The organism is Stenotrophomonas sp. NPDC077421, from assembly GCF_049545505.1.
GTDB lineage: Bacteria > Pseudomonadota > Gammaproteobacteria > Xanthomonadales > Xanthomonadaceae > Stenotrophomonas > Stenotrophomonas nematodicola.
Map to the genome: position 1 here is coordinate 112,059 of NZ_JBMWDP010000004.1, position 20,853 is coordinate 132,911.

The 20,853-nt window shown below is 63.4% G+C and carries 21 protein-coding genes; 10 read left to right on the top strand and 11 right to left on the bottom strand.

Going from position 1 to position 20,853, the window contains the following annotated elements:
- Nucleotides 1–17 precede the first annotated feature (17 nt).
- A complete protein-coding gene (locus ACPEH1_RS03715; protein ID WP_423715269.1) occupies nt 18–947 on the bottom strand; it encodes a 2-dehydro-3-deoxygalactonokinase in 930 nt (309 codons plus the stop codon).
- A 104-nt stretch (nt 948–1,051) separates the two neighbouring features.
- Here ACPEH1_RS03715 and ACPEH1_RS03720 point away from each other — a divergent pair, with 104 nt between their 5' ends.
- Nucleotides 1,052–2,062, top strand: coding sequence for a glycoside hydrolase family 43 protein (locus tag ACPEH1_RS03720; RefSeq protein WP_159496176.1), 1,011 nt, complete (start codon nt 1,052–1,054; stop codon nt 2,060–2,062).
- A 205-nt stretch (nt 2,063–2,267) separates the two neighbouring features.
- Complete coding sequence (locus tag ACPEH1_RS03725; protein ID WP_423715271.1) at nt 2,268–2,720, top strand: hypothetical protein; 453 nt, start codon at nt 2,268–2,270, stop codon at nt 2,718–2,720.
- A gap of 123 nt (nt 2,721–2,843) precedes the next feature.
- On the opposite strand, the gene ACPEH1_RS03730 is transcribed toward ACPEH1_RS03725, so the two are convergent.
- The 6 genes from ACPEH1_RS03730 to ACPEH1_RS03755 all read right to left on the bottom strand — a co-directional run bounded on the left by ACPEH1_RS03730 (nt 2,844) and on the right by ACPEH1_RS03755 (nt 7,644).
- Nucleotides 2,844–4,667 carry a glycoside hydrolase family 15 protein gene (locus ACPEH1_RS03730; protein WP_423715273.1) on the bottom strand — a complete coding sequence of 608 codons (1,824 nt, stop codon included), beginning with the start codon at nt 4,665–4,667 and terminating at the stop codon, nt 2,844–2,846.
- Nucleotides 4,664–5,563 carry an SDR family oxidoreductase gene (locus ACPEH1_RS03735; RefSeq protein WP_423715274.1) on the bottom strand — a complete coding sequence of 300 codons (900 nt, stop codon included), beginning with the start codon at nt 5,561–5,563 and terminating at the stop codon, nt 4,664–4,666. The genes ACPEH1_RS03730 and ACPEH1_RS03735 overlap by 4 nt, the downstream gene beginning before the upstream one ends.
- Before the next feature lie 32 nt (nt 5,564–5,595).
- On the bottom strand, nt 5,596–6,462 hold the full coding sequence (locus tag ACPEH1_RS03740) for an SDR family oxidoreductase (RefSeq protein ID WP_423715276.1): 867 nt from the start codon (nt 6,460–6,462) through the stop codon (nt 5,596–5,598).
- A 108-nt stretch (nt 6,463–6,570) separates the two neighbouring features.
- Nucleotides 6,571–6,957, bottom strand: coding sequence for a sensory rhodopsin transducer (locus ACPEH1_RS03745; protein WP_423715278.1), 387 nt, complete (start codon nt 6,955–6,957; stop codon nt 6,571–6,573).
- Nucleotides 6,954–7,439 (bottom strand): DUF4126 domain-containing protein, encoded by a 486-nt coding sequence (locus ACPEH1_RS03750; RefSeq protein WP_423715280.1) that lies wholly within the window; start codon nt 7,437–7,439, stop codon nt 6,954–6,956. Before ACPEH1_RS03750 ends, ACPEH1_RS03745 begins: the two co-directional genes overlap by 4 nt.
- A 40-nt stretch (nt 7,440–7,479) precedes the next feature.
- Nucleotides 7,480–7,644 carry a hypothetical protein gene (locus ACPEH1_RS03755; RefSeq protein ID WP_423715281.1) on the bottom strand — a complete coding sequence of 55 codons (165 nt, stop codon included), beginning with the start codon at nt 7,642–7,644 and terminating at the stop codon, nt 7,480–7,482.
- Between the two features lie 156 nt (nt 7,645–7,800).
- Here ACPEH1_RS03755 and ACPEH1_RS03760 point away from each other — a divergent pair, with 156 nt between their 5' ends.
- The 3 genes from ACPEH1_RS03760 to ACPEH1_RS03770 all read left to right on the top strand — a co-directional run bounded on the left by ACPEH1_RS03760 (nt 7,801) and on the right by ACPEH1_RS03770 (nt 10,054).
- Nucleotides 7,801–8,964, top strand: coding sequence for a zinc-dependent alcohol dehydrogenase (locus ACPEH1_RS03760; protein ID WP_423715282.1), 1,164 nt, complete (start codon nt 7,801–7,803; stop codon nt 8,962–8,964).
- Between the two features lie 119 nt (nt 8,965–9,083).
- Entirely contained in the window at nt 9,084–9,785 is a 702-nt protein-coding gene (locus ACPEH1_RS03765; protein WP_423715283.1) for a glycosyltransferase, read from the top strand.
- A gap of 5 nt (nt 9,786–9,790) precedes the next feature.
- Nucleotides 9,791–10,054: a PQ-loop domain-containing transporter gene (locus tag ACPEH1_RS03770; RefSeq protein WP_423715307.1), complete on the top strand. Its 264-nt coding sequence runs from the start codon at nt 9,791–9,793 to the stop codon at nt 10,052–10,054.
- An 827-nt stretch (nt 10,055–10,881) separates the two neighbouring features.
- Here the strand turns inward: ACPEH1_RS03770 and ACPEH1_RS03775 are convergent.
- A complete protein-coding gene (locus ACPEH1_RS03775; RefSeq protein ID WP_153165299.1) occupies nt 10,882–11,829 on the bottom strand; it encodes an AraC family transcriptional regulator in 948 nt (315 codons plus the stop codon).
- Nucleotides 11,830–11,960: 131 nt separating this feature from the next.
- Here ACPEH1_RS03775 and ACPEH1_RS03780 point away from each other — a divergent pair, with 131 nt between their 5' ends.
- The 4 genes from ACPEH1_RS03780 (at nt 11,961) to ACPEH1_RS03795 (ending at nt 18,677) form a co-directional block, all read left to right on the top strand.
- The gene (locus tag ACPEH1_RS03780; RefSeq protein ID WP_423715284.1) at nt 11,961–12,848 is read left to right on the top strand and encodes an NAD(P)H-binding protein; all 888 of its coding nucleotides are present in this window, start codon (nt 11,961–11,963) and stop codon (nt 12,846–12,848) included.
- A 537-nt stretch (nt 12,849–13,385) separates the two neighbouring features.
- Entirely contained in the window at nt 13,386–14,576 is a 1,191-nt protein-coding gene (locus ACPEH1_RS03785; RefSeq protein WP_423715286.1) for an OsmC family protein, read from the top strand.
- A gap of 106 nt (nt 14,577–14,682) precedes the next feature.
- On the top strand, nt 14,683–17,694 hold the full coding sequence (locus ACPEH1_RS03790; protein ID WP_423715288.1) for a TonB-dependent receptor domain-containing protein: 3,012 nt from the start codon (nt 14,683–14,685) through the stop codon (nt 17,692–17,694).
- Nucleotides 17,695–17,699: 5 nt separating this feature from the next.
- Nucleotides 17,700–18,677, top strand: a complete 978-nt coding sequence (locus tag ACPEH1_RS03795) for a DUF1684 domain-containing protein (RefSeq protein ID WP_423715289.1) — start codon at nt 17,700–17,702, stop codon at nt 18,675–18,677.
- A 57-nt stretch (nt 18,678–18,734) separates the two neighbouring features.
- Here the strand turns inward: ACPEH1_RS03795 and ACPEH1_RS03800 are convergent, their stop codons facing one another.
- Genes ACPEH1_RS03800 through ACPEH1_RS03810 form a run of 3 tightly spaced genes read right to left on the bottom strand, consistent with a single transcriptional unit; the run spans nt 18,735 to nt 19,527 of the window.
- Complete coding sequence (locus ACPEH1_RS03800) at nt 18,735–19,079, bottom strand: colicin immunity domain-containing protein (RefSeq protein WP_153165294.1); 345 nt, start codon at nt 19,077–19,079, stop codon at nt 18,735–18,737.
- Between the two features lie 50 nt (nt 19,080–19,129).
- Nucleotides 19,130–19,360: a hypothetical protein gene (locus ACPEH1_RS03805; protein ID WP_423715291.1), complete on the bottom strand. Its 231-nt coding sequence runs from the start codon at nt 19,358–19,360 to the stop codon at nt 19,130–19,132.
- On the bottom strand, nt 19,345–19,527 hold the full coding sequence (locus ACPEH1_RS03810) for a hypothetical protein (RefSeq protein WP_153165292.1): 183 nt from the start codon (nt 19,525–19,527) through the stop codon (nt 19,345–19,347). Before ACPEH1_RS03810 ends, ACPEH1_RS03805 begins: the two co-directional genes overlap by 16 nt.
- 645 nt (nt 19,528–20,172) lie before the next feature.
- Here ACPEH1_RS03810 and ACPEH1_RS03815 point away from each other — a divergent pair.
- Entirely contained in the window at nt 20,173–20,484 is a 312-nt protein-coding gene (locus ACPEH1_RS03815) for a DUF3892 domain-containing protein (RefSeq protein WP_152151115.1), read from the top strand.
- The last annotated feature ends 369 nt before the right edge of the window (nt 20,485–20,853 follow it).

Genomic DNA, 20,853 nt, shown 5'->3' on the forward strand with positions numbered 1-20,853 from the left:
GCGTGCAATGCGGACCGTCACTGCGCTGCGGCAGTCATGGCATGAATGGCCGAAAAGCCGCGCACCACAGCGTCCGGCGACGCTGTTGGCTGCGCTTCGATGCCCAGTTCGGCCAATGCCGCCTGGTAGAGCCGGTTGACCGGACCGGAACCGACCAAGGGCACCGACGCATCTCTCAGGGAAGGAAACAGCGCCAACGCGTCGGCGATCTCCGCGCCGACCAGCAGGCCGCGCAGGTACGAACTAGTTTGATCGCGAGGCAGCGCACCCCGGATCATCCTCGCGCGAACGCCAAAGAGCAGGGCACCCAACCCGAGGGGGCCGGTTGCCGCCGCGCGCACACCTTCGGCAAAGGCCGGCCCGGGTGTGCCGGGCCCCTCAAGCACGGATGCGAGCAGGCCGGCGCTGGCCAAACGGTCGAACAGCTCACCCGACATTGAGGTCATGAAACTGTCCACACGCCCATCGATGAGCTGTATCCACTTCGTGTGCGTACCGGGCAGGGCGACAATGGCATCAAGGTCGATGTTTCCACCACTGAGCAAGCCCAGCAACTCTGTTTCCTCACCACGCAGGACATCGTGCGCCCCGTCGACGGGGCGCACGCATGCCATGCCGGGCACGATGCTCACGTCCAGCTTACCGATGCGGGCGGATACCAAGCTCAGCGCGACCGCCTCAACGCCCGCAGGACAATCCACATAGCCGGCATCGATCCACCCAACGTTGGAACCGATCATGCCGGCGGCATAGGCATGGCCCGCGTCGGGCCACCGTGTCCGGATCGCATCGGCGGCGGCGGCCATGCCTTCGCGCTGCAGCATTGCCACCCCGGCGGGCGTCTCGTATGCGTCCAGCCTTCGTCCATCGGCCCCGATCAGGTAGGCCCGCAGATTGGAGCTGCCCCAGTTGATGCCAATGATGCTGTCCGTGTGACGCTGCTGCATGGCGAATCCTCAAGGCGGACGGAGTGTTGCCTATTGTCCGATTATATGATTTGGTTGTGCGGCGCTGGCAAGCCTGTCAGCGCGGCATTCCACGGGAGGGGAAGATGTTCAATGGCACGCTTCGTGCGCTGGTAGTCACGGCGCTCCTGCAGGCATCGGGCGGCGTATCCGCCATAACGCCGGCAACGGACAATCCGCTTCTGCTGTCCGGGCCGGACCCTTGGATCACCCGCGAGGGCCAGATCTTCTACTACATGGGCACACACGGCGACCGGCTGGCGATCCGCGCCACCACCGATCTTGCCAAGCTTGATACTGCACAGGAAATCACGGTGTGGCGGCCACCAGCGACCGGACCCAATGCCACCTCGATCTGGGCCCCGGAACTGCACCGCATCGAGGGCAAGTGGTACATCTATTACACGGCCGCCGCCAGCGGCATTGCCGAAGGGCAGGAAGACGCACACCGCGGCGTGTTCGTGCTGGAGAACATCAGCGCGGACCCCACCACCGGCGAATGGCGCGACCGCGGCCGCTTGGCCACCTCCCATCCTGGAATCGATGGCACGACCTTTAGCACCGGGGGAAAGCGCTATTTCGTTTACTCCCCCTATGTTGGCCCGGACAGCGTGCTGGCCGTCGTGGCCATGGCCAACCCTTGGACACTGACTGGAGCGGAAACCATCATCGCGCGCCCCGACCAGACCTGGGAGCGGAAGGGTGGCCGGCAGATCCTGGAAGGTCCCGAATTCCTGCAGGGCCCGAACGGTGACCTGTTCTTGACCTACTCAGGCAGCGCCTGCTGGTCCGATGATTACGCCATTGGCCTGCTGCACGCCAAAGCAGGCGCAGACCCCTTGGATGCAAAGGCGTGGTCCAAGGAAAAGCGCCCTATCTTGGCGAAGAACCCGGCCGGCAATGTATATGCGCCGGGGCATAACGGGTTTTTTCAGATGAGTGACGGAACGCCATGGATCGTGTATCACGCCAATCCGGGCCCTGAAATGGGCTGTACATCCGAACGTTCGCCGCGCGTGCAGCCAGTGCATTGGGATGAGGAGGGCAGGCCTGCACTGGACCTGCCTGTAGGGAAGAGCGCCAAAGTGCTCAAATAGCTACGGTGGGGAGGAAGTTCGAACTGACAAGGGTGCCCCAGGCATAGGGCTCAATACTCGGTTTATGTCGCCAAACGCTATGATGCTTGGATGGGGGCATTGCGCGCCGCGACCTGGCCTTTTCTTTGTGACTGGGACGCCGGTGGGTATAGGATGGTTGGGCGCGGGCCCGAGCACGCCAGCCCGGATTGAAAAGGAGATACCCATGGAACTGCTGCCGAAGGCGATAGCTGACGGGCGGGGCAAACTCTATGTGACCCTCCCTGAGTTTCGAGAAGCTTTTAGACAAATGTGCCAAGCGGTCGAGCAGCTCCCGAAGGCCGTCATTGACCGCGGCAAGGCTTTGGCCTACCCGCAGTTGCATCACGCCTGTGTTCAGGGCGACATTGAGCTGGTTGAGGCGTTGCTAGGCCGCGGAGTAAATCCCAACTGCTATCCTTTCACCGAAGACGAAGGCGATGAGCCGCCGCTGGTTTGGCTGGTGAGGGCAGAAGAGATGAAGATTGACGCGAAGATCTCTGTTGCGTCCGTCCTCATTCGATATGGCGCGGATGTGGAGGAAGGGGATGCCCTCTCGCTGGCGCAGCAACTGGGAGACTGGCCCTTCGCAAATTACCTAGAAGAGGCGGGGCGAGGCCAGCCACCAACGGCCGGATAGGTGCTAGGTGAGTGTGAACAGAGGCAGTGCATACCCGAAGCGGTAGCGACTTGGGATAGAGCCAGCTCTCGCGCCGGCCCTTTCAACGTCCCGGGGAACATCGGCCCAAGTGGGTGCGCAGCGCTACTCGCCATCCACCGCATAAGCAGCATGCACCAAGGCCAAGTGGCTCAGACCCTGCGGCGTGTTGCCCAGCCCTTCATCGGCTTGGGGATCCCACATCTCCGGCATAAGCCCCACGTCGTTCTGGACGCGGGCCAGCAACGATCCGAACAAGCGATCCGCTTCTTCTGCCTCTCCCAGCAGGCCGTAGGCTTCCACCATCCAGAACGAGCAGCTGATGAACGTCCCTTCGCAGTCCTGCATGCCGCTGTAGCGCCATAGCAGATCGCCGCTTTCATCCGACAGTTCGCGCCGAATGGCCTCCCGAGTAGCGATGAAACGCTCCCGGCGCACTTCGCCCAAGCCGAAGCGCGACGCCAGCATCAGGCTCGCGTCCAGCCGGTCGCTGCCGGCATGCATCACGTAGCTCTGCTTTGCCTCATCCCAGCAGTGCTCGTCGATCCAGTCCAGGATGCGGTCCTTCTCGCGCTGCCAGCGCGGCAGACGGGCAGTGGTGATGTGGCCAGCTTCGGCCAGTTCGCAGGCTCGGCGGAGCGCCATCCAGCATTCCACCTTGGACATCGTGTAGTGCTGCGCGTCGCCCAGTTCCCAGAAGCCGCTGTCCTTGCGCATCCAGTTGTCGGCGCATTCGTCAGCCAGTTCGAACAAGAGCCGGGCAGTTGTGGGGTCGAGGATGTGGCCGGCTTCGATCATCCGGCTCGCCATTTCCAAAACGTCGCCATAGGCGCAGGTCTGCAACTGCTCAGAGGCCGCATTATCCACGCGCACCGGTTGACTGTTGCGGTAGCCCGGCACGTCGATGCAGCGTTCCTTTTCGACCCGCTCGCCGCGAAGGGTGTAGCACGGCGCAAGCCCGGGACGGTGGCGACCGATGGTGGTCATCAGCCAGCTGAAGCCGGCCTTGGCGTCGGGCAGGGCACCCACGCGCAGGAAGGTCTTGATGACGTATGCGGCGTCGCGAACCCAAGCGTAGCGGTAGTCCCAGTTCTTGTCGCCGCCGATGCGCTCGGGCAGCGACGCGCTCACCGCCGCGGCGATGGCCCCGGTGGGCGCGAACCAAAGGAATTTGAGCGCCAGCGCCGATCGGATGACTTCCTCGCGGCGGCTTGCGTCGCAGTGCAGGTCGTCCACCCACTGGCGCCACTCCCGATCGGAGCGGTCGATGCGGGTATCGATATCCACTAAAGGCGGAACCGGGAGCACTTCGTCCTGCGAAGCCAGCAGCGCGATGATCTCCCGGTCGCCGGGCCGAAGCGTCAGGCTGCCGCGGAGTTCCCGGTCGTCACAGGTGTCGATCTGCACGCGTTCGGAGTAGCGCAGCATCGTCATGACGGGGCCGGCGTGATGCACGCAGCCGTTCGGGGTGTCGCTCATCCAGGGCGTACAGATTCCGGCGCGCGTGCCGGGCTGGTAGAGGAGGTCGAAGGTGACCTCTCCCTCCGCGCCTTCCAACCGGCGGGCCAGCTCGGACCAGGGCAGCCGCCCGGCCGGGCCGCTGTTGAGCGACTCGGTCACCCGGGCCAGGCCGGTGGCGGTGCGGACGTGCGTTTCCAACACGTTGCTGTTGTCGCGGTAGCGCCGCTGCACCTGCTCAACGTCGCGGGCTTGGACCACAAAACGACCGCCGGCCGGGGCATCGAGCAGGCGGTCGAGCAAGGGCGGTGCGTCCATGCAGGGGGCGCACCACCAGTCGATGCTGCCATCCGGCGCGATGAGCGCACTGGAGCGCCCATCGCCAATGGCGGCGTAGGACTGGATGGGCGCATACCCGTCCGCGTCGCGCTCAGCAGGCACGCTATTGGCATCGCTGGAGCCAGCGGTCACGGCAGCAGCATGCCGCCGGTGGCGCCGATCACCTCACCGGTGATGTAGCTCGACTCCTGGGTGGCCAGCAGCACGTAGGTCGAGGCCATTTCTACCGGCTGGCCCGCCCGCTTCAGCGGGGTCTGCGAGCCGAACTCGGGAATTGCCTCAGGCGGTTGGCCGCCGGCCGGCTGCAAGGGCGTCCAGATCGGACCCGGAGCAACCGCGTTCACGCGGATGCCGCGCTCGGCCACCTGCTGGGCTAGGGCTTTGGTGAAGTTCACGATGGCCGCCTTGGTGGGGGCGTAGTCCAGCAGGTTGGGCGATGGCTGATACGCCTGGATGGACGCGGTGTTGATGATCGTCGCGCCGGCGGGCAAATGCGGCAGGGCAGCCTTGCACACCCAGAACAGCGCGTGCACGTTGGTGCGGAAGGTGGCGTCGAATTGCTCGGTGGTGAGGTCTTCGATCTTTTCCACGGCCAATTGTTTGCCGGCGATGTTGGCGACCACGTCCAGCCCGCCCAGCCCCTTGACCGCCTGCGCCACCAAGTCGCCGCAGAACTGCTCGTCCTGGAGGTCACCCGGGATGGCGATCGCCTTGCGGCCTTCGGCTTCAATCAGCGCCACCACTTCGGCAGCGTCGTCTACTTCGTCGGGAAGGTAGTTCAGCGCCACGTCGGCGCCCTCGCGCGCGAAGGCAATGGCCACTGCGCGGCCGATGCCGGAATCGGCGCCGGTCACCAGCGCCTTGCGACCCTTCATGCGCCCCAGGCCCACGTAGCTTTTCTCGCCATGGTCGGCCGACGGATTGAGCTCATGAACAGTGCCGGGCGGGGTTTGAACCTGGGCCGGGTAGGTCGGCTGTGGGAACTGGGTCAGCGGGTTCTGCATGTCGTATTGGTTGCGAGAAGTCATTGGAATCCTTGGGGGAGGAGGGAGAACAGGCCTTACAGGGTGACCGCGCCACCGGAGACGGTAAGCAGTGCGCCGGAGGTGTAGCTCGCGCTGTCGGCAGCGAGCATCACGTAGGCCGAGGCGAGCTCGGCCGGCTGGCCGGGACGACCAAACGGGGTCTGGCTGCCGAACTGCTCAACTTCCTTTGCGGCCATGCCGGCGGGAATGAAGGGCGTCCAGATCGGGCCGGGCAATACCGCGTTGACACGGATGCCCTTCTCGGCGAGAAGACCGGCCAGGCCGATGGTGAGATTGGCCACCGCGCCCTTGGTGGCCGAGTAGGGCAGGATGTTCGGGGTGGGCTTCTTGGAGTTGACCGAGGCGGTGTTGATGACCGAGCCGCCGTCCTGCAGGTGCGGCACGCACAGACGTGTCAGGTTAAAGACGGCATGCACATTGGTATCGAACGTCTTTCGCCAGTCGTCCAGGGTGATGTCGTCGAAGGATTCGTAGTAGCGCTGATACGCGGCGTTATTGACCAGGATGTCCAAGCCCCCAAGTTCGCGAGTGACCTGCTCGATGAGCGCTTCAGCCTGGGCGTCGTCGCTGATGTCGCAGGGGCACAGGACGGCCTTCTGGCCCGCCTCTTCTACGAGGGCCCCAATGCTGGCGGCATCCTTCTCCTCGCCCTCAAGGAACGCGATAGCCACATCGGCGCCTTCCCGGGCGTAGGCAATGGCTACTGCCGCACCAATACCGCTGTCGCCGCCGGTAATCAGCGCTTTCTTGCCTTTCAGCATGCCGTGACCAACGTAGCTGTCCTCACCGTGGTCTGGCCGAGGGTCGAGCTTGTCGGTTTTGCCGGGAAACGACTGCTGCTGCGCCTTGAATGGCGGCTTCGGGTAGTTGGGCACGGGCATTGGCTGAGCCTCTATGGGGTTGAGGAAAAGTCAGTGTGCGGACGCCTTGGTAAACGTCGCGGCCCAGTGATGTCGATGCGATGTGCAGGGGCCTGATCGACCGGAGGGTCAGATCGGGTAGGCGATGGTCGTCATGATGCTGTTCTCGGCTTGGCGCGAATCGAGCCGGGTGTGCTGGACGACGACCGGAACGTCGGATTCGACGACGCACGAAAAACCCACGCCACGGGGCACCGGGGCAGGCACTTCAAGATCGTTGAAGCGCTTGTGACACGTGCGCCGGGCGGGGACGGTGAAGCGGTAAGGGCCCTGCGGGTCGCGATCCTCGAAATACAGGGTCAGGGTGATCGCCGCATCGGTGGAACCGGTGTTGAGGATGCAGCAGGTCTCGTGGCTTTGTAGCTCTGGTTCCGGCCCGTTGCTCCACGCAGGGATGTAGCCCTCGGCGATAGCCCAGCACCGCCGACCGAGGGACGTGGGCTCATTGAGGTTCATCCGCGACGTCCTCTCGGTTTGGCGCCCCCGGCAGCCCATTGTGTGATGAGGGCAGCACTGCCGACGGCAATGGCGTCTTCCACGGCTCCTGTGCTGCTTTGACCGTAGCGGGTGATCGCCCGCATGCGCAGGTTGAAGGTCACATAAGCCATACCAACGGCGGCGCCGGCACCCAGAAGCGCGCCCAGCTTTCGCTGCCGATGGGGAGCGAGCGCCGCGCCTGCAATCATCCCGGTAGCGACGCGCGCAACCATGCCTGCCGGAACGATGCGGTCGGGGGCCGTTTTCATCTTGTCACCAACGAGCTCACCGCCTGCCAACGCGAGCATCCCTGCGGAAGCGAGCTTGTTGGCCAGAAGGCGAGGGGCACCGTTGTCGGCGGGCAAGTTACCGCTCCGCGCGGCATTGGTCACTGCGGCCAAAGGGGTCATCGCGCGCATTCCCGCGACGGCTCCCATCAAAATCGAATGGATCAAGGCCATCTGGCTCTCCTGAATGGGGTGGAATCGCCGGAGCCGGCCCTCAGGGCTTTGCCGGACGCTCGTAATCTCCCGGTTTGGCGGTGTGTTCCGCCTCAGGCATGTCCTTGTCTTTCCACGTGGCGTCATCGTTCCGGAGCTTGTCCGGGGTGTGCGCTTTGTCCTGGTCATCCACGTCGGCGCCGGGATTGAGGGGCAGTTTGCTCATGGGTCGCTCCACGCTTGAGGTCAAACATATGCTGCCCCCGTCGCCATGAGCGCTGCGTCTTGGCGGACTCCACATTTTCACTACATCGCAGTCACCGCGTGGGGACGTCGTCACGGGTATCTGTGGTTGCACCGCTCACGTCATGAGGACCCGCCGATGCGCGCATTGACCTACCACGGCAGCAAGGACGTCCGGGTGGACACCGTTCCGGACCCCACCTTAGCGGCACAAGATGACCTGATCCTGCGCGTCACCGCTACCGCGATTTGCGGCTCTGACCTTCATCTTTACCGGGGCAAGATCCCTGATCTTCACACCGGGGACGTGCTGGGCCATGAGTTTATGGGTGTCGTGGAGGAGGTGGGCAGTGGCGTGACCGACCTAAGGCCGGGCGACCGCGTTGTGGTGCCGTTCGTCATCGCTTGCGGCGAGTGCTTCCACTGCAAACTGGCTGAACATGCAGCTTGCGAGAGCACCAACACCGGCAAAGGCGCGGCCGTGAACCAGAAGGGCATCCGACCACCGGCTGCGCTGTTCGGTTACAGCCATCTATATGGCGGCGTTTCCGGCGGGCAAGCTCAGTACGTAAGGGTTCCGAAGGCAAACGTGGGCCCGCTGCGAGTGCCGGATGCACTGCCCGACGAGCAGGTGCTTTTCTTGTCGGACATTCTTCCGACCGGCTACCAGGCCACGCTCAACGCAGGCGTCAAACCGGGGTCTACGGTGGCAATCTTCGGGGCCGGCCCGGTAGGATTGATGGCCGCCGCGTGCTGTCGTTTGCTGGGCGCTGAGACCATTTTTATGGTCGATCATCTGGCCTACCGGCTGGCGTTCGCCGCGCAGACCTACGGCGTGACCCCAGTTGATTTCAGCCAGATCGAAGATTCGGCGCAATACATCATTACGCAGACCAATGGGCGCGGCGTTGATGCCTCCATCGAAGCAGTCGGCTTTGAAGCCGAAGGCAGCGCGCTCGAATCGGCATTGACCACGCTGAAGGTGGAAGGCAGCAGTGGGGCGGCGATTCGCCAGTGCATCGCCGCCACCCGCCGCTGCGGCACGGTAAGCATTCCCGGCGTCTATGCCGGCTATGTGCACGGATTCCTGCTTGGCGATGCGTTCGACAAGGGCCTGACCTTCAAGATGGGCCAGACCCACGTGCAGGGTCTGATGCCTGAACTACTCGACTACATCGGGGAAGGCGCGCTCGACCCAGGAGTGATCATCACCCACCGTCTTCCACTCGAAGAAGCCGCCCGTGGCTACGAACTCTTCGACCGTAAGGAGGAGGACTGCCGCAAGGTGATCCTTATCCCCTAACAAATGAACCGTCTTTTTTGCATAGGGCCTGCTCAAGAGCTGGCCTGCCTAGACGTCGACTCACTGCCGCTTGGGTTGAGCGCAGGGCCGTGCAGAGCGGCCCGTGGTGGGCGACTTCGGTGATCGCGGTCATCGTGCCGGCGCACAACGAAGCGGCGGACATGGGGCGCTGCCTTGAGGCGGTCAACGCCGCTGCAGGACACCCAGGTCTGGGCGGCGAGCCGGTGATAGCCGTTGTCGCGCTAGATGCCTGTACCGATGGCACGGCCGCGGTGTGCGCTCTCCACGGTGCAGCTGCGGTCGCGCTCGACGCGCGTTGCGTAGGCGCCGCTCGCGCGGCGGCGGCCCGCCATGCGCTTGACCTCGGTGCACGTTGGATTGCCAGCACCGACGCCGACACGGTTGTGCCTCCGGATTGGCTGTGGAAGCAGGTGGCATGCGACGCTGACGCATTCTGTGGGGTAGTGGAAGTGACCGACTGGCTCGACTATCCGCCGGCTGTGCGTGAAGCCTTTACTGGCCGCGAGCTGCCGTGCGATGGACATCGTCACATCCACGGCGCCAACTTGGGGCTCGGCGCTGCGGCTTATGAGAAAGTCGGGGGATTCCAGCCTTTGGTCACCGGCGAGGACGTAGCCTTGGTGCAGGCCCTTGAACGTTCGCAAATAAGCATCGCTTGGCGCGCTCGGCCCGTGGTCTATACAAGCGCCCGACGCTCGGCAAGGGCCCCGCAGGGTTTCAGTAGCTTTCTACAAGAATTGGAGCGTGACGTTTTGAGAACTCGTGGGGCGCGGCTGCGAGCGCAGGCGCTTGTGCGATGAACACCATGCCGGCAGACCTACTCGGATGGGCCGCCACGGCCGTGCTCATTGCCACCTTGTCTCGACAGATCTACAAGCAACACCAAGCAGGGTCGGTGGAAGCGGTATCTACGTGGCTCTTCATCGGGCAAATGATCGCTTCGGTGCTGTTCATCGCCTACAGCGCCCTGATGGGATCGACGGTCTTTGTGGTCACCAATAGCTTAATCCTTCTCACCGCTGTGGTAGGCCAAATATTGGCCGTCCGGCGCCGCGGGCGCCAGCCCTGATCAATGGCCCGCCGTGGATCGATTGGAGCTCGGAATGGCAGTACTACGGCTCAGCCAGCGCCACACCGCTTGCCCGACGGGCAGGCATAGCAAGAAATTTTGGGTGGGAGTCGGCGCATGGATGCTTAGGCGAGACCCGGTCCTGTGGGTGGGCGTGCCTGGTGCGGGTTGTGTCCAAGGCCGTTAAAGGCGGGCGGACAGGTGCTTGTAATGTACGGACAGAGCGGACCGCGATTAAGGAAGCGTCTCCATCGGACATGTTCTGGCGCCAGCGTGCGACGGCGATGGTATGGCCGAAGGCATAGGATCCGACACCCGTTGAGGCGCGGACGTCCTGGATCTAGCGGCTGAATTGCAGGAGCGGCAAGATGTGCTCGCAAGCCTTAGGGCCCATCGGGGCCTGTATGCCACGTAGCGGGCCTTGTCCACTCCGTGGAGGCCTCTGTTCGGTAGCTCGCGGCTCCTCGCTGAGACTGAGGGTCTACAATTCACCTCACTCTTGTGTCCTGACTGAAATACGGGCACAGCGTATGGCCCGCACTGGTGGAGGAATAAAAGCTCAGCGTCGGAGGTCGACGGCGGCAAAGGACCGTGTATTTGCGTTGTGGTGGCCTTGTATGCCCGTAACAGCGGGCGGGAGGCGGGTAATGATTGTAACGGTCTAGGCGCCCAGCCGGCGCTGCCGGATAGATAGTGCCGTAGCTTGCAGCACCTCGCGCCCTAAACGATCCCTAGCGAGCTGCATCATTGGGTGCGCGTGCTCTGAGCTACACGCACTGGTGGGCAACAGACTCCCCCGCCGAGAAAAAGCCGAAGGAGGCGCAGCATCATGGTGGGTGGGTTGAGGGGACGTGCCGTGGCTGGTTGCTCAAGGCCGTCTTATATTTCAGTGGAGAAATGCCTAGGACGCGCTTAAAGGCAGTGGAAAACGCGCTAATTGAATCGTATCCAAGCGAAGATCCCACCTGAGCAACCGACTCCCTCGAGTGCTCGAGGTGGTCGCAGGCCAGAGCCATTCGCCAGCGCGTCAGATACAGCATTGCGGTCTCCCCCATTGCAGCCCGGAATTGGGTGGCGAAGACAGTCCTGGACATCCCGGCCTCGGCCGCAAGGCTGCGCAACGTCCATTTCCTCGCTGGGTGAGCGTGAATAGCCTGGAGCGCTCGGCTCAGTCGCGGGTCAGCCAGCGCGGCCAGCAAACCCGCCCCGCTAGCGCCTGCCTCACTAAGATGTGCCCGCAGGGCGTGAACGAGCATGGTCTGGGCAAGATTTTGGGCCAGGAGCATTCCTCCTGGCTTCGATTCGCGCATTTCTTGCATCATGCGTTCGACCGCCCACCGCAGGACCGCCCGGTCGTCTGCGACTCTCAGATGAATCGCCGGCGGAAGAAGGCCCAGCAGCCAAGGAGCTTGACTGCCAGTTACAGCAAAGCGGGCCCCAGCTAAAGAAAACCCGGCCCCATCCGCCAAAACTACCGCGCCCCCACGGTTAGCCGGAGGAAAAAGCGTGGATGAGTCGATGGGGGGTAAGGAGAGATCGCTAGCAAGCCGAAACGGACGACCTCGGGGAAGCACAAATGAATCACCCTCTGCCAATCGCCAAGGTTCTTCAACCCCGTCCACGGCCATCCAGCAGGCTCCCTCGAGGATTGCGTAACACTTGATCTGGCCATGTTGATCCGAGAACTCGACTGACCATGCTCCCCCGGCTCTAAAGCCAGAAGAGACTGTTGCGACCGGATGCAAGAGGGAGAGCAGGTCGGAGAGAGGATCCATGGGCTGAACGATCGCGCAAATAATTAGGACTATAAAGAATGATTCGTTCGAAGCACAAGACTAAGCTGCTTCCACACGAAGGGGGCCAACCAGCCGCTTCGCTCTCTGGTTCACCTCGTTAGGAGCGCCCGATGATTGTTGTAACGGCACCAACCAGTCAGATCGGTAGCCGGTTGATTCCTAGACTGCTCGCAGCGGAGGCACCCGTGCGGGTGATTGTCCGCGACCCTTCAAAACTACCGGTCGCAGTGCGCTCGCGAGTTGAGGTCGTGCAAGGAAGCCATGCAGACGCGCCTACAGTGCAGCGAGCATTTCGAGGGGCACAAAAGCTGTTTTGGCTGGTCCCGGCGGATCCTGCGGCGGGAAGCGTGATTGAAGCCTATGTCGGCTTCACCCGGCCTGCTGCAGCTGAAATCAAAGCGGCCGGCATCACTCAGGTGGTGGAGGTCACCGCTTTGGGGCGAAACACGCCTCAAGCTGCCGATGCCGGCTATGTGACCGCGTCGCTCGCCATGGACGACCTTATTTCGAGTACGGGCGTGCATCAGAGAGCGCTTGCGATGCCCTCATTCATGGACAACGTGCTCATGCAGGGGCGACCACTACGAGATAGGGGCGTCTTCTCTCTACCGATACCCCGAGATATTGAACTGCCGTCCTGTTCGACAGACGACATTGCGGCAGTGGCGGCGAGGTGGCTGCTCGATGACTCTTGGGAAGGCCAAGCCGAGGTCCCCGTGCTTGGGCCTGAGAATATCTCATTCGATCAGATGGCAAGGGTGATGAGCGAGGTTCTCGGCCGTCACATAGCCTATGAACAAATTTCCCTTGCCAGCTACAAGGATCAGTTCGAACGCTTTGGCTTCTCTAGCGCGATGGCAGAGGGGATGGCTTCGATGGCGCGTGCAAAAAGTGAGGGACTTGATTTGGGTGTGGAGAGGGCAGCACAAAACAGCACGCCCACAACTTTCAGAATGTGGTGCGAGAGCACCCTCAAGCCTTATCTGGCGGGACCATAGCCGTTCAACCAGGTAGGCGTGTGCCAAGATCCCAATGTCAATGCTCAGTTATCTCGTCGTCTGGCTTAGAGCCGGTCGCCCCCGCATCCAGCGTCGGCATTTCAGGGTTCCCGTGAGCGCGATGCCGAAGGCCCTGCTGGAACGCGCTTTGGCCTCGCGTCTCCACGGATGGCTCGCTTAGGCTGCAAGCGCTGAACTATAGCCGCGCCGCCCCCCGCTGCACCCGCTCGATGGAGTCCGAGCTGGGGTCGAATTGGATGGATGGGCGCGTACGCTTGCAAGCTCGCGTCAAGGATCGAGTGGACGAACACCCTCGGGCTGGCTCGATGGGCGCAGTTGCCTAAGCGATGGGTGCGATGCATCAAAAAGGGATTCTCAGCAATCGATGCCGGCTCGGAACTGGGGCAGGAGCCAGTCGGCCATGGTTCCTGTCGCCCCCCCACTAATATGGGAATTGCCAACAGTTATTTAAACGTGGCGTTCGAACATGAAAGAGTGGGCTCTTGTTCAGATCGCTTCCGGAGCCCACCCCCCCCCATGTCCATCGCCCGTTATGCGCCGCCGCGCAAAGTTGTCGCCGCGACCCTCCTGTCTGCCACACTGCTGTTGGCGGTCCCGCTCACCTCTGCGGCGCAGGACAAGGCATCACCACTGCGCGATTATCTGACGGCCAAGCGCGCTGCCATCCAGACACAGTCGGCGCGGGTGGTGCCGCCCACGAAGATCCATGCCAAGGTCATCGCCGAAAGCCGCTCCGGCGTACGCCGCCTGCGTATCGGGCCGACCGGCGAGTTCCAGTACATCAGCGACAGTGGCCGCAATTACGCAGGCTACAACCTAGGCGCCGGTTCTTGGGATTCGCTGGTCGGCACGCTGGCCAGCTCGGTGGCCGATGAGTACATCGTGCAGGCGGCCGTGCAGGGCGTACCACTGGATGCGCTGGATGTGGTGTTCACCAGCATCCCGGAGCGCAAGAGCGAGACCCTGGCGTATCCCAACAATCTTTCCTACGTGGCCTACATCGACTCGCCGGCCACCGATGCGCAGCTCGACACGCTCAAGCGCGCGGTGCACGCCAATTCCTCGGCCATCGATCTGGTGACACAGCCGCAGCAGGTCAGCCACGCCGAGGTCGAATACATCCACAGCGCGGCGGTGCGCGATCCCGGGCTTCCGCCTGGCCTGCGTGATTTCATCACCGAAGAGAAGCGCCCGGCCGTGCTGGCCAGGCAAGGCAAGCCGGCCGCCGGCAAGGAAAAAGCCGAGCCGGAAACGCTGGTGGCGCGTGCCCATGTCGAACCGCGTACCGGGCTGCGTCGCGTGTTCCTGGGCAAGGATGGCTACCACCAGCAACTGCACGACAGCGCGCCCGGCCTGCTTGGCTACGGGCTTGCGCCCACGGTGGAGGAACACCTGCTCGGCGTGACCGGCACCTGCCTGACCCACATTTTCGAGGTGCAGGCGGCGGGACGAAACGTGCTGCTGGATGCGCTGGAACTCACCGTTGATGGGCAGCTAAGCCCGCGCTTCGGCAGCAATGTCCGCGCGCCGGCCCGCTACAGCGACATCCGCTACAAGGTGCGGATTGAATCGCCGGCGTCCGAAAAAGAGATCGACGCGCTGCGTCAGTCGGTCGAAGCTACCTGTCCGCTCTACAACCTGGTCAAGGACGAGCAGAAGCTGGAAGGCCGCATCGTCCGCGGCGCGTATGCGGAAGTGAACGACTAAGCGCACCTGCGCGCCGCGGCCCTGCCGGCCGCGATTCTCCCGGGGACACCGTGGGCGGGGACGCCCGGGTCCGCCGTGCCCTCAGAAAACGACTTGGGACTACTCAATGACGCGCGTTCTTCGTTCGCAGCCGGCCGTGAAGCATCCGTGGTACGACGTGCAGGGGCTGCTGCCGCGTCGCGGCCGTCTGGCGCTTGCCCTGTGCACGCTGCTGGCGCCCGGGGCGCAGGCGGCGGAAGAGGCGGCGCTTGATCCGGAAAGGCAGCGGACCGATGCCCGGCTGTTGGACAAGGTCTCGGTGCTCGGCTCGCAGATCGCCGGTGGCGGCGCGCAGGCGGCGCTGCCGGTGGTGGCCGTGGACCGGGAACAGATCGATGCCACCGGGGCCACCAACGGCAACGAGTTGTTCCGCAGCCTGCCGCAGTTCGGTGATGTCGCCGTCACGGAAAAGGGCACCACCAACGCAGGGCGGAACTCCAATGTCGCCCGCGGCGACGTGGGCTCGATCAACCTGCGCAACCTCGGCGCCAAGTACACGCTGCTGCTGATCAACGGCCGGCGTACCGTGCAGCACCCGATCAGCAACAGCGGCGATGACACCACCTACAACGCCAATGCGATTCCGACCTTCGGCCTGGAGCGCGTCAACCTGCTGCTCGACGGTGCGGCCTCGATCTACGGCTCCGACGCCGTGGCCGGCGTGGTCGATCTGGTGACGCCGAGCAACCTGCAGAATGGCGGTGGCATCAAGCTGAACTACGGCAAGGTCTCGGACGGCCACCGCGAAGATGTCTCGCTGGACGGCTACTTCGGCAGTGATTTTGCCAACGGCCGCGGCAACATCTCGGTGCTGTATGGTGTCTCCCGGCGCACGGCGCAGCGCAATTCCGATGCCTGGTTCACCGCGACCGACGGTCGCCGGCCGTTGGGCGATGGCACCAGCGTGCCCGATCCCGACGGCACGGCCGGCTTCAGCACGCGAACGCCGTGGGGTCATTTCGACACGTATGCCAATGGCCGGCGCACCGGCAGCTGGCACGTCGACCCGGCCACCGGCGCGCTGATTTCCGGCACGGTGCCAACGCGCTATCACTATGATTCGGCCGCCGAGCCGGGCATCACCTCGTCACCGTCCATCCGCAAGGGAAATGTGTTCGCCAGCGGTCGCTTCGATCTCACCGACAGCATGCAGTTGTTCGGTGAGCTGGGCTACTACCGGGCCACCTCCGAATCCTGGGTGAGCAGCGAGTCGGGTTTCGGCGGGGACGGGTTCCTGCTGCACATCCGGCCGGATGCGTATTGGGTGCCCGAGTCCCTGCGCGGTGCCGATGCGATCCGGCTGCTGAACTACCAGTTCGCGGATTCGGGGATCCGCCGGGTGAAGGTGGACAACGATCAGTCGCGCGTCCTGCTGGGCCTTCGCGGATGGACCGAAGGGGGCTGGAACTGGGAAACGGCCTTGCTGTACTCCCGCGCCCGCAGCACCGACACGCAGCAGGGCGCGCTGACCGATGCCTTCATCGCCGCCGTGAACCGCACCGACGCCGATGCCTACAACCCGTTCAGTGGCGGTGATCCGGCCAGCATTCGGGTGGGGGATGCCACGCCCTACGACACCTCGGCGTTCATTGGCGAGGCGACCCGCGAAGGCACGACCGAGCTGGCACTGTGGGACTTCAAGATCAACCGTCCGGACCTGTTCAGCTGGTACGCCGGTGACATCGGCCTGGCGGCGGGCGTAGAGTACCGCTATGAAAGCCGCACCGATGATCGCGACGAAAACATCGATGGCAGCCGTCCGTATACGGATTGGTACACCGGCACCGTCGCGGCCAGCAATTTCTTCACGCATAGCCCGCGGCCGGATGTTCATGGCAGCCGCAACGTCAAATCCGCCCTGATCGAACTCGCGGTGCCGTTGATCTCGCCTGCGCAGGAGGTGCCGCTGGTGCAGTCTCTGGACCTGCAGATCGCGGGCAGGTGGGAGGATTACAGCGATGCCGGCAAGGTGGCCAAGCCGAAACTGGCGGCGGCCTGGAAGGTGAATGACAGCGTGCTGCTGCGTGGCTCGGTCAGCGGCGGCTTCCGCGCGCCGGGGCTGGAGCTGGTGAACTCGCCGCCGACCTACGGGTTCGGCTTCAACAACGATGCGATCCGCTGCCATGCGTTGATCAGCAAGGGGGTGCAGCCCGATTACACCGCCTGCTTGAATGCCTACAGCAGCGGTTCGCAGGTCAAGCCGTCGGTGAGCGCGGTAACCTCCTACGGCGATGATGTGAAGCCTGAGACCACCCGCCAGTCGTCATGGGGCGCGGTGCTGGAGCCGCAAGTCCTGCCGGAGCGGCTGGGCGCTATCAGCCTGAGCGTGGATGCGTGGCGGGTGGAAGTGGAGAATCCGATCAACACCTTGGGCGAGGAATTGCTGTACGACGCATACCTGCGCGTGGTGGAAGGCAGCAGCAATCCCAACGTAGTGCGTGCAGCGGTGACCGCCGAAGACGCGGCGCTGTTTGAAGGGTCCGGGCTTGCGCCGGCGGGCGTAGTGACGCACATCTACAACCGCTACCAGAACCGCCGGCCGCTGACGGCCTCGGGCGTGGACTACAACTTCAATTGGCGCGTGCGCGACACGGCGTGGGGCAGCTTCGCGGTCCTGCTCAGCGTCAGTCAGCTCAAGGAATACACCCAGCAGAAGCCGGCCGAGATCCAGCAGGTGGCGGCCGCCATCGGGAACGGGCAGTTGAACATCATCGCGCCCGACCTGGGCGCGGCCAACGAGGTCGGCATCAACGGCGCCAAGCCGGAATGGCGCGGTAGCGCCACGTTCATCTGGAACCTGCAGGACTGGACGGTCCGCCTGCGCGACGATTACATCGGCAGCGTCAAGGCCGGCGCGTATTCCGACCGCACGCCCTACGTCGTCAAGGCCACCCAGCGGTGGGCGCTGTCGGTGAAGAGGGATTTCAACGAAGGGCGCCTCAAAGGCACTTCGGTGGAAGTCGGCGCACGCAACCTGTTCGATGAAGAACCGCCGCTCAATGCCTCGGGCAATTATCTGAGCGCGTTGCACGAAACCTACGGACGTTATCTGCACGTTGGCATATCCAAGAACTGGTGATCCGCATGAAGACCTACACACGTGTCACCTGCCTGCTGCTCGCCTTGGCTGCGGTTGCGTGCAGCCCCCAGGGCGACCCCACCGCGGCGCAGGCGCAGGCGTCGGCCATCGCGCCCGCTGCGCCGGATTTCGCGGGCGAGCATGCCGCATGGGTAAAAGGCCGTGCGGCGGACTTGGGCAAGGCCGATGGCTGGATCAGCCTGATCGGGTTGCACTGGATCGAAGCCGGAACGCAAAGCGTCGGCGCGGGCGAGGGCAACACCCTCCAGTTGGCCATCGCACCGGATCGACTGGGCCAGGTGGAGAAGCGCCCGGACGGCGTGTACTTCACGCCCGTTGAAGGCGCGCGCGTCACTTCCGACGGCACACCCGTGCAGGGCGAGGTGCGCTTGAAGCCTGAGGGACAGGGCGGTGGGACCAGGCTGGCCTATGACGAGGGCAAAGGTCAGATCACCGTGATCAGGCGCGGCCAGCGCGTGGCCTTGCGGGTGCGCCACGCCGATGCGCCGGCGCGGCTGCAGTTCACCGGACTGGATTTCTTCCCGCCCGATGAGCGCTGGCGTGTGCAGGCACGGTTCGTTCCGCACCCGGCCGGCAAGACCCTGCCGATCGTGAGCGTGATCGGTGAGGTCGCCGATACTCCCAACCCCGGATACGTGCTGTTCGAACAGGACGGCCGCCCGTGGCGGTTGGAGGCACTGGGTGATCCGGCGAAAAGCCTGAATCTGATGTTCCAGGACCAGACAACTGGCCGGCAGACGTATGGCGTCGGGCGCTATCTTCGCACCGGCCCCGTGGCGGCGGACGGCACGGTCGCGCTGGATTTCAATCGCGCCTACAACCCGCCCTGTGCTTACACGGATTTCGCCACCTGCCCGCTTCCGCCGCCGGAGAACCGCTTGGCGGCGGAAGATGGCCGGGGTCAGCGCGTACGGCTGGCAGTGCTGGCGGGCGAGAAGAAATACGCGCTCGCCCAGCGCTGAGCACCTTGGCCGCAGTCGTGCGCGACCGCGTGCCACAGCGCCGCACGCTTGGCTGATTCACTCCGGGGCCAGATCTTCCAGCGCCTGCAGCGCGAATGCGGCGCGATCGCGAAGCTGCGCCTCTGTCAGATAGAAATCTGGCTCCGCTTCAAGCACCGCCACATCCCGGGTAAACGAATCGACGTCGCCAAACAGCGTGTCCAATACGGCGAACTCGCCTTCGGGGCGGATACCGTGGTTCTTGAACAAGGTCATGAACTGCAGGCTGAAATCATCCATATCCACTTCCCTCGCAAGGAAGCGTCTGATCAGCACCTCATACATCTGCCGTGGTTCTGTCACTTTCAAACCCCTGATGTCCAGATGCTCCAGTGGCACGTGCGGGCCGAGTGCATCATACACCCGGGTTCATCCCACATCCTCGGCACCCAGCTGCGCCGTCAGCAGGCGCGTCAGACTCTGCGGGCGAAGTATCCGTGCAACTGCCGCGCCTTGATCAACTGCGGGCGCAGCCGCCGTTTGCCATCCTCGCGGTGCTCGATCCGATAGCATTGCGAGGCGCCGCAGAGCTCGGCCTGGCTTGCCGTCACCGTGGTCACCGTGACTTCCAGGCCGTTGAACGCCACTTCCGTCTTGATCGCGGGATTCTCCGTGCAGGCCCGGTCGATCAGGGCCGAAACCACCTCAGGTCCCGCTCGCCGCCGCTGCTCAATGCGCGCACGTTGGTGGCGCGGCGCGCATCGTCGTCCTCGCCGGGGCACGCATCGTTCCAGCGTTCATTGCGTTCGGGGATGACGGCGCGGACCACGTTGCCGTTCGACTCGATCAGATTGATGACCACGTCCAGCATGTAGACCGGCTCCAGGCCCAGATTGGTGACGAAGCAGTGGGCAGCCAGATCCCGCCTGCCGCCCTAGGTGATCAGGATCGGCGGCAGCTGCTGGCGCCTGTAACTACGCAGGAAGAAGCTGACGTAAATGATCCAGATCAGCGCCGTTACGCAGGTCATGGCGGCGGATATCAAGGCGGCATGTTGGGTAAGCGTCTGGAGCGTCTGGAGCGTCTGGATGCTAGGGCGGGTCCGGGCAGCAGTATTGCTAGGGGGGGGGGTAGGGGGGGGCGGGCCAGCGCTGTAGGAGACTAAGGTGCCAGTAGGAACGATGCGGCTATCAGGACTGCTTGACTCTACAGGCACAGCGCGCATCTAGCAGGCTTGTCCAATGCGCTTTCGGAGGTAAATAGTGAGTCAGAATTCTGACGGCTACTCCGATCTTTTGCCAGGCATATAGGTATGCTGAGCAGGTTTGCATGCCCGAATTAAGTTGCTCGGATTTGTAGGTCATCTGCAATGCGTTGCTGGGTGGGCCCCTTTGTAGCGCCGGGTGTCATTTTCTTGACTCCTTTCGCCTTTAGTCGGGGGTAGGGAATTTCCTATTGTATAAAGCAAGCAAGAGTCGTTTAATGTCGCCGAGTATTTTGTTAAGGAAATGTCTAAGTGGCGCATCCTGATTTCTATGTTTCCGCTGTGCAATACAACAGCGATGGCTCGCACATTGCAAAGCTGCGTGTGCATAGGGTTGATAAGACCAACGGCACCTTCAAGGAAGGTAGCTACAGCGACGTGACGCGTCCTCAAGTCATCGAGTCGGTCGAAAAGAATGTGACTTTCACTACCATCGTCCGGAAGCCGGACGGTGGGTGGCGGCTCGGTGCGGCGCTGGAGATTATGTCGGTCAAGACCGATTACCTCAAGACCGTGCGGGATGAATCGACGCGCGACAACCTGGAGAAGTTGCCCACTTTCTGAGCGGGTCTTGCGACCCGAGGCTCAGGTCAAAATGCGTATGAACACGATGTTGGCCGGGTGCTTAATGGGTGATATCCGGAGTCTCAATGTGCAGGTAGTGCACGCCGTCCTCCTCCAACGAGGCGGCCAGGCAACCTCCCAGAAGTTCTGTGCTTCCATCAGGGTGGTAAATGCCGAAGGAGCTGGCAAGGCCTGCTCCGCCCAGGAAAGGGGCGATGGCGTCGAGTTGAGCCTTACTTAGGCCTTCCACGCGGGCTGTGCCAACGTGCCGTGAATAAATTTCAAGCCAGTACATCGGTTGCTGTGCCCGTTCGGTGGATTGGTGGATTTCTAACAGAGAAGTTGGAGGCGTCAAGGGTGTCGTACAGA